Source organism: Aeromonas sp. 160P (assembly GCF_055193095.1).
Window position 1 is genome coordinate 3,099,250 of sequence record NZ_JBUXKV010000001.1, and the last position, 14,967, is coordinate 3,114,216.

The 14,967-nt window shown below is 60.0% G+C and carries 11 protein-coding genes; 5 read left to right on the forward strand and 6 right to left on the reverse strand.

Annotated elements, in window-relative coordinates; all coding sequences use genetic code 11:
- Positions 1 to 29 precede the first annotated feature (29 nt).
- The 5 genes from rbsA to ACY8FN_RS14520 all read left to right on the forward strand — a co-directional run bounded on the left by rbsA (position 30) and on the right by ACY8FN_RS14520 (position 5,495).
- The gene (gene rbsA, locus ACY8FN_RS14500; protein WP_463100395.1) at positions 30 to 1,565 is read left to right on the forward strand and encodes a ribose ABC transporter ATP-binding protein RbsA; all 1,536 of its coding nucleotides are present in this window, start codon (positions 30 to 32) and stop codon (positions 1,563 to 1,565) included.
- Complete coding sequence (gene rbsC / locus ACY8FN_RS14505) at positions 1,562 to 2,530, forward strand: ribose ABC transporter permease (protein WP_101317159.1); 969 nt, start codon at positions 1,562 to 1,564, stop codon at positions 2,528 to 2,530. The genes rbsA and rbsC overlap by 4 nt, the downstream gene beginning before the upstream one ends.
- A 35-nt stretch (positions 2,531 to 2,565) precedes the next feature.
- On the forward strand, positions 2,566 to 3,441 hold the full coding sequence (gene rbsB / locus ACY8FN_RS14510; protein ID WP_042023335.1) for a ribose ABC transporter substrate-binding protein RbsB: 876 nt from the start codon (positions 2,566 to 2,568) through the stop codon (positions 3,439 to 3,441).
- A 108-nt stretch (positions 3,442 to 3,549) separates the two neighbouring features.
- The gene (gene rbsK / locus ACY8FN_RS14515; protein WP_463100396.1) at positions 3,550 to 4,482 is read left to right on the forward strand and encodes a ribokinase; all 933 of its coding nucleotides are present in this window, start codon (positions 3,550 to 3,552) and stop codon (positions 4,480 to 4,482) included.
- The gene (locus tag ACY8FN_RS14520; RefSeq protein ID WP_463100397.1) at positions 4,482 to 5,495 is read left to right on the forward strand and encodes a substrate-binding domain-containing protein; all 1,014 of its coding nucleotides are present in this window, start codon (positions 4,482 to 4,484) and stop codon (positions 5,493 to 5,495) included. Before rbsK ends, ACY8FN_RS14520 begins: the two co-directional genes overlap by 1 nt.
- Before the next feature lie 72 nt (positions 5,496 to 5,567).
- On the opposite strand, the gene cobB is transcribed toward ACY8FN_RS14520, so the two are convergent.
- From cobB to pheT, 6 genes are read right to left on the reverse strand one after another with little or no spacing between them, the layout of a single operon-like run.
- Positions 5,568 to 6,341 (reverse strand): Sir2 family NAD+-dependent deacetylase, encoded by a 774-nt coding sequence (gene cobB, locus ACY8FN_RS14525; RefSeq protein ID WP_463100398.1) that lies wholly within the window; start codon positions 6,339 to 6,341, stop codon positions 5,568 to 5,570.
- Between the two features lie 60 nt (positions 6,342 to 6,401).
- The gene (locus tag ACY8FN_RS14530) at positions 6,402 to 7,043 is read right to left on the reverse strand and encodes a GNAT family N-acetyltransferase (RefSeq protein ID WP_463100399.1); all 642 of its coding nucleotides are present in this window, start codon (positions 7,041 to 7,043) and stop codon (positions 6,402 to 6,404) included.
- 3 nt (positions 7,044 to 7,046) lie between these two features.
- Entirely contained in the window at positions 7,047 to 8,291 is a 1,245-nt protein-coding gene (locus ACY8FN_RS14535) for a response regulator (RefSeq protein WP_463100400.1), read from the reverse strand.
- The gene (locus tag ACY8FN_RS14540) at positions 8,278 to 12,228 is read right to left on the reverse strand and encodes an ATP-binding protein (protein WP_463100401.1); all 3,951 of its coding nucleotides are present in this window, start codon (positions 12,226 to 12,228) and stop codon (positions 8,278 to 8,280) included. The genes ACY8FN_RS14535 and ACY8FN_RS14540 overlap by 14 nt, the downstream gene beginning before the upstream one ends.
- A 36-nt stretch (positions 12,229 to 12,264) precedes the next feature.
- On the reverse strand, positions 12,265 to 12,561 hold the full coding sequence (gene ihfA, locus ACY8FN_RS14545; RefSeq protein WP_005300715.1) for an integration host factor subunit alpha: 297 nt from the start codon (positions 12,559 to 12,561) through the stop codon (positions 12,265 to 12,267).
- 3 nt (positions 12,562 to 12,564) lie between these two features.
- Positions 12,565 to 14,964 carry a phenylalanine--tRNA ligase subunit beta gene (gene pheT / locus ACY8FN_RS14550; RefSeq protein ID WP_463100402.1) on the reverse strand — a complete coding sequence of 800 codons (2,400 nt, stop codon included), beginning with the start codon at positions 14,962 to 14,964 and terminating at the stop codon, positions 12,565 to 12,567.
- Positions 14,965 to 14,967: the final 3 nt, after the last annotated feature.

The following is a 14,967-nucleotide window of genomic DNA, read 5'->3' on the forward strand; positions in this document are numbered from 1 at the left end:
CAAAGAAGGCCTCTTCAAGGAAGCTGAAAATGAGCACAACCTCCTCCTCGCCCCTTTCTCCCATTCTGGAGCTAACCGGGATCGTCAAGACCTTCCCCGGTGTGCGCGCCCTCGACGAAGCGGGTCTGCGGGTCTATCCCGGTCAGGTGATGGCCCTGCTTGGTGAAAATGGCGCTGGCAAATCCACCCTGATGAAGGTGCTGACCGGTATCTATCAGGCCGATGCGGGCAGCGTCAGCTACCGTGGCCAGCCGGTCCACTTCAAGGGCCCCCGCGACTCTCAGGATCAGGGGATCAGCATCATCCACCAGGAGCTGAACCTGCTGCCGGAGCTGTCGATTGCCGCCAACATTTTTCTGGGTCGCGAACCCCGTACCCGTTTTGGCAACATCGACCACAAACAGTTGCGCGAGCGGGCAAGCACCCTGCTGGGCCGACTCGGCGTCAAACATGGGCCGGATACCCGACTCGGGGATCTCTCCATCGGCGAACAGCAGATGGTGGAGATCGCCAAGGCACTGTCGTTTGATGCCAGCGTCATCATCATGGATGAACCGACCGATGCGCTGACCGACACCGAGACCGAGCAGCTGTTTGTGGTTATCCGCGAGCTGCGCCAGCAGGGCTGCGGCATCGTCTATATCTCCCACCGCCTCAAGGAGATCTTTCAGATCTGCGATCGGGTTACCGTGCTGCGCGATGGCAAATGGATCGGCGAGAAGGCGGTGAGCGATCTGGACGAAGACAAGATCATCGAGATGATGGTCGGTCGGCGGCTGGAGGAGCAGTACCCACGCCTTGCGCGTGAGCTTGGCCCCGTCAGCCTGCAAGTGAAAGATCTGACCGGTCCCGGCGTGCGCGGGGTGAACTTCTCCCTGCGTCAGGGGGAAATTCTGGGCTTTAGCGGCCTGATGGGCTCTGGCCGTACCGAGCTGATGAAGCTTATCTACGGCGCCAGCCCCATCAGCGCCGGTGAAGTGGAAGTTGACGGCCACGCGCTGGTGCCACGTAGCCCGGCCGATGGGCTGGCCGCCGGCATCGCCTATATCTCCGAAGATCGAAAAGGAGATGGGCTGGTGCTGGAGCTGTCGGTGCGGGAAAACATGAGCCTGTGCGCTCTTGATGAGTTCATCAGCCACGGCAAGATTGACGGCAAGGCCGAGCGACAAGCGGTGAGCGACTATGTGCGCCTTTTCAACATCAAGACCCCGAGTCAGGATCAGCTGATCAAGCTGCTCTCCGGCGGCAACCAGCAGAAGGTAGCCATCGCCAAGGGGCTGCTGACCCGGCCCAAGGTGTTGATCCTCGACGAGCCAACCCGCGGCGTCGACGTGGGGGCGAAAAAGGAGATCTATCAGCTGATCAACCAGTTCAAGAAGGAGGGGATGAGCATCATTCTGGTCTCCTCCGAGATGCCGGAAGTGCTCGGCATGAGTGATCGCATCCTGGTGATGCACGAAGGGCGCATCAGCGCAGAGTTCAACACCCGCGATGCCAATCAGGAGAAGCTGATGGCGGCGGCAGTCGGTAAACAGTGGCAAGCAGAGCAAGAGGCATCCCAATGACAACCCAAACCCTTTCCCGCCGTGGCGTCATGAGCAAGGCCTGGTGGATCGAGAACAAATCCCTGGTCGCCCTGCTGGTGCTGATTGGTGTGGTCTCCTTCCTGAGCCCCAACTTCTTCACCGCCGATAACCTGCTCAACATCCTGCGCCAGACCTCGGTCAACGCCATCATGGCGGTCGGCATGACGCTGGTTATCCTCACCGCCGGTATCGATCTGTCGGTCGGTTCTGTGCTGGCCCTGTGCGGCGCGCTGGCGGCGACTATGGTCGCCATGGAGCTGCCCATCGCGCTGGTGGTGCCTCTCACCCTGGGTGCCGGTGCCCTGCTCGGCGGCGTCAGCGGCCTCATCATTGCCAAGGGCAAGGTGCAGGCATTTATCGCCACCCTGGTCACCATGACCGCCCTGCGCGGCGTGACCATGGTCTATACCGAGGGGCGCCCCATCTCCACCGGTTTTAGCGAAGGGGCTGATCACTTTGCCTGGCTCGGTACCGGTTACCTGCTCGGCCTGCCGGTCCCAATCTGGCTGATGGCCATTGTCTTCCTGCTGGTCTGGTTCATGCTCAACCACACTCGCCTCGGTCGTTACATCTACGCCCTCGGCGGCAACGAGTCGGCTACCCGTCTCTCCGGTATCAATGTGGATCGGGTGAAGCTGGCGGTGTATGGTCTGTGCGGCGCCCTCTCTGCGCTGGCCGGTCTTATCGTCACCTCCCGTCTCTCCTCTGCCCAGCCAACGGCAGGCATGGGTTACGAGCTGGACGCCATCGCCGCCGTGGTGCTGGGTGGCACCAGCCTGATGGGGGGCAAGGGCCGCATCATGGGAACCCTGATCGGGGCACTGATCATCGGCTTCCTTAACAACGCCCTCAACCTGCTCGACGTATCCTCTTATTACCAGATGATCGCCAAGGCCAGCGTGATTTTGCTCGCCGTGATGGTCGATAACAAAAGCAATCGATAACAACGTAACACCAGCCACACACAAGGAATGAAATGATGAAAAAGCTCAATACCCTGCTCGCTGCCGCCATCATGTCCGTGCTGGGCACAGCCCAGGCCGCCGATCAAACTCTGGCGATGGTGGTCTCCACCCTCAACAACCCCTTCTTCGTCACCATGAAAGAGGGTGCCGAAGCCAAAGCCAAAGAGCTGGGTTACGAGCTGGTGGTGCTGGATTCCCAGAATGATCCAGCCAAAGAGCTCTCCAACATGGAAGATCTCACCGTGCGCAAGGTCGGTGCCATCCTGATCAACCCCACCGACTCCGAAGCGGTCGGCAACGCCATCCGTCTGGCCAACAAAGCCAACATCCCGGTGCTGACCCTGGACCGCGGCGCGGCGCAGGGTGAGGTCAAGGCCCACATCGCCTCTGACAACGTGGCCGGTGGCAAACTGGCCGGTGACTTCATCACCGAGAAGCTGGGTACCGGTGCCAAGGTGATCCAGCTGGAAGGGATCGCCGGTACTTCCGCCGCCCGTGACCGTGGCGAAGGCTTTGCCCTTGCCGTGGCTGCCAACAAGCTGCAGGTATTGGCTTCTCAGCCGGCCGACTTTGACCGCACCAAGGGTCTGAATGTCATGGAAAACCTGCTGGCGGCCCACCCGACCGTACAGGCGGTGTTTGCCCAGAACGACGAAATGGCGCTGGGTGCCATCCGCGCGGTACAGGCTGCCGGTAAAGAGGTGATGATCGTCGGCTTTGACGGCACTGATGATGGCAAAGCTGCGGTAGCCAGAGGTAAACTGGCCGCCACCGTGGCCCAGCAACCGGCACTGATCGGTGCCATTGGCGTTGAAACTGCCGACAAGGTACTCAAGGGTCAACCGGTGGAGAAATCCATCCCGGTGCCGCTGCAAGTGGTCAGCAAGTAATTGACATTGGGGAGGCTCGCCTCCCCTTTTTCCTCTCTATCGCGGTGCCTCCCGGCTTGGATTCACCCTCGCAAGTGTTCAAGCCAAGATGCATCAGGAGTAATCAACATGAATCGTCTCGTCGTTCTGGGCAGTGTCAATGCAGACCATGTGCTGCGCGTACCCCACTTTCCTCGCCCGGGTGAAACCCTGACCGGTCACAGCTATCAGGTGGTCCCCGGTGGCAAGGGGGCCAATCAGGCGGTCGCCGCCGCGCGCCTTGGCGCCCCTGTCTCCTTTATCGCCCGTATCGGCGATGACGCCATCGGCCACCAGATGAAAACCGGCTTTGCCCAAGATGGCATCGATGTGAGCGCCGTCGAACTCGACGACACCCTGCCCACCGGCATCGCCATCATCTATGTCAGCGATGAGGGTGAGAACAGCATCGGCATCTCTGCCGAAGCCAACGGGGCGCTCTCCCCTGCCGTTGTACAGCGCCACGAAGCCATGATCGCCGACGCCCATACCCTGCTGCTGCAGCTGGAAGTGCCGCTCGAAAGCGTATTCGAAGCAGCCCGTCTGGCCCGTGCCCACGGCACCCGGGTGGTGCTCAACCCCGCCCCGGCTCGCCCGCTCTCAAGCGACCTGCTGGCGCTGGTGGATCTCATCACCCCCAACCAGACCGAAGCGGAGCTGTTGACCGGCGTAAAAGTCACCGACGAAGCCAGTGCCCGCGAGGCGGCTGCCCGCTTCCACCAGATGGGGATAGCGGAGGTGATGATCACCTTGGGCTCCCAAGGGGTCTATTGCAGCAACGGGCAACAGCAACAACTCATCCCGGGTTTTCGGGTCAAGGCGGTAGACACCACAGCTGCGGGGGATACCTTCAACGGTGCCCTGCTGGCGGCTGAACTGGCCGGTGCCGAGTTCCGCGCCGCGGTACGCTTTGCCCACGGCGCGGCGGCGCTCTCGGTCACCAAATTCGGCGCCCAGAGCTCAATCCCCAGCAAAGCTGAGGTGGATGCCTTCTTGCTGGCGCAAGCGGCTGCGGGGCGCTGATGGCCAATATCAAGGAGGTGGCGGCGAGGGCCCAGGTCTCTACCACCACCATCTCCCACGTCATCAACGAGACCCGCTTCGTCAGTGAGGCAACCCGCGAGCGGGTCTTTACCGCCATGCGTGAGCTCAACTATGCCCCGAGCCTGGTGGCGCGCAGCCTCAAGGTGAAAGAGACCAACAGTATCGGCATGCTGGTCACCACCTCCAGCAACCCCTTCTTTGCCGAAGTGGTGCGCGGGGTGGAGCGTTACTGCTTCGAACAGGGCTACAACCTGATGCTGGGCAACACCGAGGGGCAGGCCGAGACCGCCCTCTCCTACCTGAAAATGATGCTGCGCAAACGGGTCGATGGCTTGCTGATCATGTGCAGCGAGGGGCAGCAGGAGGTGTTCAACCAGCTCGACTGGCTCAAGAGCCTGCCGGTAGTAGTGATGGATTGGGGGCTGGTCAGCGCGGATGTGGATCTCATCGCCGACAACTCCTTCCACGGCGGTTATCTGGCTACCCGTCATCTGATTGAGTTGGACCATAGCGCCATCGGCTGCATCACCGGCCCCCAAAACCGTGCCCCCGCCAACCAGCGGCAGGCAGGCTTTGAAAAGGCACTGTTGGAGTCGGGTCTGACCGTCAATCCGGCGTGGATCCAGGAGGGGGACTTTGATTGCGCCAGCGGCTTTGCCGCCATGGAGCGGCTGCTGGCCCTCCCCGCGCGCCCTACCGCCCTCTTTGTCTGTAACGACATGATGGCGATGGGGGCCATTAGCGCCGCCCATCAGGCTGGCATTGTGATACCGCGGGACATCTCCATCGTCGGCTATGACAATGTGGCGCTGGCGCAATACCTCTCGCCGCCGCTCACCACCATCAATCAGCCCAAGGAGGAGCTGGGACGCCTGGCCGTCACCCGGCTGCTGGCGCGGATCAACGGCGAGGAGGTAGAGAACCACCTGATCACTGTCGATCCGGATCTGGTGATCAGACAATCCTGCGCCCCCCTGTCCGCGCAATCGTAGTCCCTACCAAACACCGGGCAACAAAAAGGCGACTCCACGAGTCGCCTTTTGCTTTTCCGCTATCTCTGATGCTTAGCGTTCACGCATCTCCATCCAGTTGTGCCCCTCCACCTGTTTGGGCTGATGGATGCCGCATGCCTCCAGCAGCTCATCAACATAGGCGGGGACCAGCAGGGAGGCAGGGCCATAGCGTTTTTCATCAAACTGGCTGCCCACCTCGCTCGGTTCGAGATTGAGCTCTATGGTATGGGCACCGTTGAGGCCAGCCTCATGGACAAAACCGGCCGCCGGATAGACTGCCCCCGAGGTGCCGATAGAGATAAAGAGATCACACTGCGCCAGCGCGCTGTAGATGCGATCCAGCCCCAGCGGCATCTCGCCAAACCACACCACATGGGGGCGCATCGGCTGGGGGAACTGACAGCAGGAGCAGAGCTCGTCCTGATGGAGATCGCCGCGCCACTCGATCACCTGCCCTGACTCCGGGCAGCGGGCCCTGAGCAGCTCACCGTGCATATGGATAAGGTTTTTGCTGCCAGCACTCTCGTGCAGATTGTCGATATTCTGGGTCACCAGGGTGACCGATCCGGGCAGGAGCCGCTCGAGGCGAGCCAGCGCATAGTGAGCGGGATTGGGGTGAACCTGGGGTTGTTGCAGCTGTTTGCGACGAGAGTTGTAAAACCCGAGCACCAGCTCGGGATCCCGGACATACCCCTCGGGGGTCGCCACATCCTCGACCTTGTGCTCTTCCCACAATCCATCACAGGCTCGGAAGGTCTTGATGCCAGATTCGGCAGAGATGCCTGCTCCGGTCAGGATCACGATATGTTTATATGACTGCGCCATAAGCTGCTCCGTCTATCCCCGCACAATAAATGTGACCTTAGCACAGGGAAAAAAGTGTCACTATTCGCCCTTGGTCTTAAGCGGCGCGGCTGGCGGCATTGGCAGCCAGGGATCCAGCGCCGACAAATCGAGCCTGACAAATACCATCTCTCGACCCGTGACCAGTGTCAGTGGCAGGCCCAACCGCTTTAACAGGGTGAGCATGGGCCGATTCTGGGCCAGCACTTCTGCCGTCCAATCCAGGATCCCATCCGCCCGGGCCAGCAGCGCCAGCGACAACAAAATGCGTCTGCCTGCCCCCTTATGCTGAAAATGGTCCGCCACGATACAGGCAAACTCCGCGCGATCGGGATGCAGACGGCGGCGGATAGATTGAGCCTGAGCCAACGGCTGACCCGCCAGATCGGTTAGCAATAATGAGATTTGATGATCGGGATTGTAATCAAGAAACTGTGCGACCTGTTCCGGTGGTGGCGTTCGTTTGGCGCGCATAAACCGCAAATAAATGCTCTCTTCACTGAGTGCATCATAGGCTGCCAGCATGCGATCAGGCTCCACACCATGCAGCTCCCGTAGCAGACAAGGTACGCCTGTGACGCTCATCGCCAGCGGCAGCGCGGCGCGCGAAACCGGATGAGGCCAACCATTGAGCCCCTTGGCCAGGCGCTCCCTGTGTATCGGCCAGCAGAGGTAGCGCGGCATGGGTTACCAGCGCCCCGCAATACCGCGATCTCGCCACAGTTCGACATCGAGCAAATTGTAGGGATCGTCAAGATAGATGGTAATCCCCAGCTCTCCGATCCGGGTCATAAAACGTCCCAATAAGGAGTCTGGCGGCAAGGCATCGAACTCAGGCAAGATCCCCTGCCCCAGTAATACGGTTTGCAACGGCAGCCGCTCCAGCAGGTCGAAGGGCAGGTGTTGGCTGCTATCGAGCAGCAGCGCCAGCTTGCTGCCCGCCAGACTGGCTTGCAGCACCAGTGCGAAGCGATCGGCATTGCTCAGCAGGTGATCGCGACGGTGGATCAGCAGGGTCAGTTCGGACGGGGTGCGCGACTGCTCCGCCAACCACTCCTTGAGCGCTTCCCAGCGGCTCGGCAAGCCAGTCACCGCCAGCCAGATCGGATATTGGAAGCCAGGGCTGGAGAGCAGACCAAGCTGCCCCAGCACAGCCCCTTGCCACAGGCGGATAGTTCGGCGCTGACCACTCAGGCGCTGTTGACGCAACGGGCCCAGATAGAGTCCGCGCAGTAACCTGAGCAGTGCATCGCAATCAAGCGGCTTGGCCAGGGCGGCCAGAATATTGAAACCGGCATCGTGGAGCAGGCGGCGGGCACCGTCGATCAGGGTCTGCTCATGGGCGGAGAGCAGCACGATGGGCAACCCCGCTTCCTGCAACTGGGGCTGGCTCATCAGCAGACTGATGGCATCTTGCTCCACCAGACTGAGATCGCACACCAGCAGGCTGATATCGCCCGCCGCCAGCACCGCAAGACAGGCCGTTTCATCCTGCACCCATTGGCAAGAAAGACCCAATCCGGCGATGGTTTGCTGCAACTGCATCCCTTGGAACGGATGATCTTCGAGCAGCAAAATCTTGCTCGTCGCCAGCCAGTTACACCAGTCACGGTAACTGGCCACGAGGCCTCCCTGCCAATCTTCACCAATGGCATAGATCCCCTCATGCTGTTGCAGTTGAGGCAGGTAGTCAGCCTGCTGATGCGCAGCAGGATCGTAAAGCGCGATGGCACCTGCCGCAAACAGCCCTTGCCACTGCCAGCAGGCATCCGGTTGGGTGCGGTGCAGTGTGACATAAGATGGCAATGTCATGGCGCTGGCCAGCTCATGGGAGGGGCGATCGAGGGCATAGAGCACGATGGGGCAAAATCCTGCCGGCTCATGCTCTTCCGAATCGAGCAGGGCCAGTAGTTCTTCATCAGTGATGATCATCTTGCGCCCTCTTTGAAAACTGCTGGCTGAACTCATTCAATGCCCGGTTCAATCTGGCTTGCAGCGCCGGATGGGGCACTTGTTGCCACTCTTCAATGACCGCCACCAAGGCAGTCGCTCCTACCATTCTGGCGGCCCCCTTCAATTTATGTAAAGCAGCTTTCACGCCAACATCGTCTTTCGCTAAAAAAGCGCGATCAAGCTCAGCCAGATCATCCCGGGTAGCCTTGAGATAAAGAGCCAGCAGTTCATCGGTCAGCAGTGAGGCAACCGGTGTCGGAGCGACAGTATTGCCCCCCTCTCTGGCAATATGGCGCAGCAGAGCCGCCAGCTCCTTGAGAGCGACCGGCTTGTCGAGATGGCCATCGCAACCACAGGATTGCAGCTCACTCGCCGCCAGCTCACTGAGGTCTGCGGTGATCACATAGACCGGCAGGCGGGCCCAGCGTGCTGATTGTCGCAACGCTCTGCACAGCTCGGCCCCGTTCATCACCGGCATCTGCAGATCGGTCAGCACAAAGTCCACCTCCTGCAGCGCCAGCCTCTCCAGCGCCAGCTGCCCGTTGGCGGCAGTGATGACGCTGGCACCGAGCTGCCCCAGCTGCAGGCTGATCAGTTCGCGATTGACATCGTGATCTTCAACCAGCAGTACCCGCATGCCAAGCCCGGGCTGGGTGCCTGCGACCGATTGACCCGGCGTCAGCCGTGGCTGCAAGAGGGTGATGATGGTGCCGGGCACCCAGGACTCCCCTTGCCAGGCCCAATAGTAGAGCCCCTTCTCGTCCACCTCCGCTTGCAGCGTATCAACAGCATTGCTGACGATGGCGATCCCCACTCGGCTGAGCCAGGGCGACAGCGCTTGTGCCTCATCGTGAGGTAAAGAGAGCGCCAGCTGCCGCACCTTGGGCTGCCAATCTGGCTCCTGCTGCACCCGCTGCAGGGGCAACTCACAGAAGAAACGGCTACCGCCACCGACGCGCCCCTCAACATCAATAAGGCCGCCCATCTGCTCAATCAGCTGCTTGCAGATCGCCAGACCAAGACCGGTACCCGGCGCCCGCAGTTGCCCTTCAACGGCAAACTGCTCGAACGGCATAAAGAGCGTGGGGCGCATCTTGGCGGTGATCCCCGGCCCCTGATCATCGACTCCGAAGCGCAAGGTCGACTCTGCCAGCTCGGCCCACAGCACCACTTCCCCACGCTGGCTGAACTTGATGGCATTGGAGAGCAGATTGTGCAGCACTTGGCGCACCCGATGGGGGTCGAGGGTCTGCAGGGCCGGCAGGGCCGGGTCCAGCTGCAGGCGCAGTTGCAAGCCCTTGGCCCGCGCCTTGGTCCAGTGCACCGCCGCCACATGCTCGCACAGCTCGGTGAAATCGGTGGGTTGGGGCGAGAGGGAGAGTTTGCTGTTTTCATTGCGGCTAAAATCGAGCACATCGTTGAGCAGGCCGAGCAGCTCGTCCCCCGCCTGACGCACCCGCGCCAGCGCCGAATCCTGCTCCTGGGACAAGGGGGTACTGGCCAGCCACTCCAGCAAGCCAAGAATGGCGTTCATCGGGGTGCGGATCTCGTGGCTGATGGCCGCCATGAAGCGCCCCTTGGCCAGCACCGCTTGCTGCGCCTGCTCATGGGAGTGCTGCAATGCCTGATCCTGCTCGATACGTGTCGTCACATCCTGCATCACCGCATAGATCCGCCAGCCTTGTGACTGGGTACGGCCACGACCATAGAGCTGCAACCAGCGTTCGCCTTTGGTGGGGTGGTGGTAACGCAGGGTAAACGAGAAAGGCGTACCGGCCTGCAGCATGGCAAACATCTCGCGGCGGACCTGGCGGCGATCTTCACGCTCCAGCATAGTGAGCACCCGTTTCGGTTCACGGCGGATCTGCTGGCTGGCCAACCCAAGCAACTCATAGCAACCCCGGCTGATAAACTCGATGTTCCCTACCCGCCCCCGCTCAAACATAAATTGCAGCACGACACCGGGCACTGTATTGGTCAAGGCGCGCAGACGGCGTTCACCCTGACGCAGGAAACGAGCTTGCTCACGCAACACACTGATGTCCGATAACGCGATAAGGTCGGTCGCTGGCGCTTGTTTATCCAAACGCAAGGGGTGCTGGGCATAAGCAAAAATCTGTTCGCCCAACACCAGCTCCCCTTCACTCTTCTGAAGTTGTACCGGAGGCAACATCAGCTGCTCCGCATAACGGATGGCCAAGCGCCGACCCTGTTTGTTGGACTTGATCACCTTGCCCTGGCTGTTGCGTAAAAAAACCGGAACGGGCAACGCCTGGAACATGGTTTCACGCAGTTCACTCTCGATGGCCAGCGCCTTCTCAACTTCTTGGCGCTGGGCTATCTCCCGGGCCAGTTGCTGACGGGAGCGCCAGATCATCGAAATCACACTGATGCTGATCAACAACGCCATCAAGATGGAGCCAAACCAGGCGGCATAACTCACCCCGGGCTGTTGTACCACCAGCAGGCGGCGCCAGCGCTGATTGAGTTCATCCATTTGGGTGCTCGTCAGGATCATCAGATTGCGGTCTAACACCCCGGCCAGCTGGGTCTCCTGTTTGTTCATCGCAAACCCAAGGCCAAACTTGTCTTCCAGCTCTTCGATATCCAGCCCTTCCAGCAGGTTGGTACGCTGCGGGTATTGCAACTGATACAGCTCGCTCAACATGGCATCTGCTTTGCCCTGACGCAAAGCGGCCAGCCCTTGCGCCAAATTATCGGTACGGATCCACTCCTGCTGGCCCAGCTGAGCCAACAAGGAGGGATCATAGAGCGACTCAGGGACCAGAATACGTTGCCGTTTAAGCTGGCTGATATGGTCAGTTGGCACTGTGTGCTTGCTGATCAAAGCAAAGCGGTTGATGGAGATCATCCGGCTGAAGGTAAATTCATCCGCAAGGGCTGGTGATTCGGGCAACCCTGCCATCATATCCGCCTCACCTCGACGCAGCTTATCTATCGCCTCCGCCTTGCTGGCGGCAGGCACCAGCTTGAATGTCAGGCCGGTCTCCTGGGTGACCCAGCGCAGCACGTCCGCGCTCCACCCTTTCGTCTCCCCTTGCTCATTGATGCCGCTATAGGGCATTAACTCAGGGTTCACCACCAAGCGCACCGTGCGTTGTCTACCGGACAACCAGGCCTGCTCAATATCAGTCAAGCGCAGCTGGTCAATATAAAGGGACCCTTGGTCGAGATAGCGACCCAAATCAGCGTACAGGCTACCGGCAGGCATATAGCGAATTGCGGTATCGATCAATTGAACCAGCTCGGGTCCACCACGCATCATCAACCGATAGCTGACTACCCGCTCATTCCCGAGCAAACGCCGCAAGCGCAAGCCATCCGCCGGGAACTCACGCATCATATAGCGCAGTTGCAAATAGTCCCCCAGATAGGCGTTGCCCTTGCCACTTTCCAGCGCGGAGTAAAGACTCTCCTGTTTGGACAATGGCTTGATCACCGCATCAGGGTAGAGATCCTTGAGCGTTCGAGTGGAGCCCATGGCGGGTGAGGCTAAAAATGTCGCGTTATGCAGATCGCCACGATAGAGAATGGCAGAGTCGGTCTCCAGCATGGCGCGACTCACCCGCATGTTGGGCAGTACAGCAGAGATGGGGCCGACATGAGGCACGATATCGCAACGCCCTTGTAGCAGTGCATCTCGCACCGCTTGCCAGTCAGCTAATTCATGAATGGTCAGCGGCACCGGCAATACGTCGGCCAGTCTGACCAAGCGATCTTTGAACAAGCCCCCCTCCGCTAACAGGTAAGGCGGTGGAAGGGTCGCCGGATAACAGACTTCCAACTTGGTGATGGAGTCCACATAGGCTTGGGTAGCAGGCGGGAGGGGCAATACCATGGCATGCAGCGGCATGGCCAGCACGACGCCCAGGAAAAAAAGGGGGAGTTTTGTCATCTGAAAACAAAAGCCAGGCAGATGCCTGGCTTTTTATCACTCGTTGGGTTCAACATTTTCTACCCTGGCCTTCAGTTTCTGGCCAGGCCGGAAGGTCACCACCCGACGGGCGCTGATCGGAATATCTTCGCCCGTCTTGGGATTTCGTCCAGGACGCTGATTCTTCTCACGAAGGTCAAAGTTACCGAAGCCTGAAATCTTGACTTGTTCACCACGCTCAAGCGCCTGTCGGATTTCCTCAAAGAAGGCTTCCACCATATCTTTGGCTTCACGCTTGCTCATCCCGAGTTGGGTGAACAGGTGCTCTGCAATGTCGGCTTTGGTAAGCGCCATAGATCAATCCCTCAAGGATGCATTCAACTCTTCACCAAGGACCCGCACGACATTGTCTACGGTCTCGGCAATCTCTTTCTCCTCCAGGGTGCGCTGGGTATCTTGCAATACAAGACTGATGGCCAGGCTCTTCTTGTCCTCTGCCATACCAGCACCCTGGTATACGTCAAACAAGTTTATTCCAACTACCTGATTTCCGCCAACTTTTTTAATTACTGCAAGAACATCACCTGCCAGAACCTGACGGTCGACCACGACGGCGATGTCACGACGGTTCGCCGGGAACTTGGAAACTTCGGCAGCCATCGGCACCTTGGCCGGAGTCAGCTTGTCCAGCTCCAGTTCAAACATCACCGCGCGGCTCTTAAGGCCCAGCTTCTTCTCGAGGCTCGGGTGGATCACGCCGATGTGGCCGATGACCTCGCCATTACGCAGGATGGCTGCGCTCTGGCCCGGGTGCAGGGCGCTGTGCTCGGTACGCTCGAAGGTAAAGGTGGCCCCTTCGGCGGTCAAGTCCAGCACGGCTTCCAGATCCCCTTTCAAATCAAAGAAGTCGGCTGCGCGGGTTTTAATGTCCCAGTGCTCGTCACTCTGGTTGCCAATGATGATACCTGCCAGCATCGGCTCCTGACGGATGCCATTCTCGGCTCTTTCATCCTTGATGAAACGCAGACCCTGCTCGAACAGACGCACGCGCGGCTGCTGACGGTTCTGGTTGTAGACCACTGCCTGTACCAGACCAGGGAACAGAGAGACGCGCATGGCGGACATCTCGACTGAAATCGGGTTCGGCAGCACGATGGCATCGCTCTGCGGGAACAGGGTTTGCTGGGTCTTGGGATCGACGAAGCTGTAGGTGATCGCTTCCTGGAAACCGCGGTCAACCAGCAGATCACGCACCCGCTTGAGGGTCACCTGCCCTTCTGCCTGCTCAACCATCGCCAGAGAAGCGGCCGGTTTCAGGTTCGGGATGTTGTTGTAGCCGTAGATGCGGGCCACTTCCTCGATGAGGTCTTCCTCGATGGCGATATCGAAACGCCAGGAGGGCGCCAGCGCAGTCCAACCGTCAGCATCCACAGTGACCTGCATGCCAAGGCGGGTCAGGATCTCGACCACCTGAGCATCAGCCACGCTGATACCGATCACCTTGTCGAGCTTGGTGCGACGCAACTTGATGGGGGCAGCCTTGGGCAGATGGGCATCGGATTTGACTTCGATGACCGGACCCGCTTCGCCGCCGCACTCTCCGCCACAAATGTCCAGCAGCAGACGAGTGGCACGATCCATCACCTTGGCTTGCAGCTCGGGATCAACCCCGCGCTCGAAGCGGTGAGAGGAGTCGGTGTGCAGACCATAGGCACGAGCACGACCAGTGATGGAGAGCGGCGCAAAGAAGGCGCACTCCAGCAGGACGTCGGTGGTGGTCTCGGATACACCGGTGCGATTGCCACCGAAGATACCGGCCATGCAGGCTGGGCCTTTGGCATCGGCAATGACCAAAGTGGTCTCTTTGAGCTTCACTTCGTTACCGTCGAGCAGGGTCATCGGCTCGTCGGCGTGGGCACGGCGTACCACCAGTTCCCCTTCAAGCGCCGCCAGATCGAAGGCGTGCATCGGCTGACCGTATTCCAGCAGCAGGTAGTTGGTGATGTCTACGATGGCGTCGATGGAGCGGATACCACCACGGCGCAGCTTCTCTTGCATCCAGAGCGGGCTCTGGGCCTGCAGGTTCAGCCCCTTGATAACGCGCCCCAGATAACGGGGGCAATCGGCGGTTGCTTCAACCCGGATCGGGAAGGTCGCATCAATGGTGGCAACAGCAGGTGCCCAGGTCGGCTCGACCACGTCCACGCTGTTGAGCACGCCAATCTCACGGGCGAGCCCCGCGATACCGAGGCAATCGGCACGGTTCGGGGTCAGATCCACGTCGATGGAAACGTCGTTCAGATTGAGATAGTCGCGAATATCGGTGCCGATGGGGGCATCGGCCGGCAATTCGATGATGCCATCGGCTTCAACTTCGATACCCAGCTCACTGAAAGAGCAGAGCATGCCGTGAGACGGCTGGCCACGCAGCTTGGCTTTCTTGATGGTGAAATCACCCGGCAGGGTCGCCCCTACTTTGGCCACGCAGACTTTGAGGCCCTGACGGCAGTTCGGCGCGCCGCAGACGATGTCCAGCAGCTCGGCCTCGCCCACGTTGACCTTGGTCACCCGCAGCTTGTCGGCGTCCGGATGCTGGGCGCACTCGACCACTTCACCCACGACCACATTGTTGAACTGGCCAGCGACCGCTTCTACGGCGTCCACTTCCAGACCGGCCATGGTGATCTGCTCGGCCAGTGCGTTGTCACTCAACTCGGTGCGGACCCACTCCATCACCCAGGATTTACTGAATTTCATGTT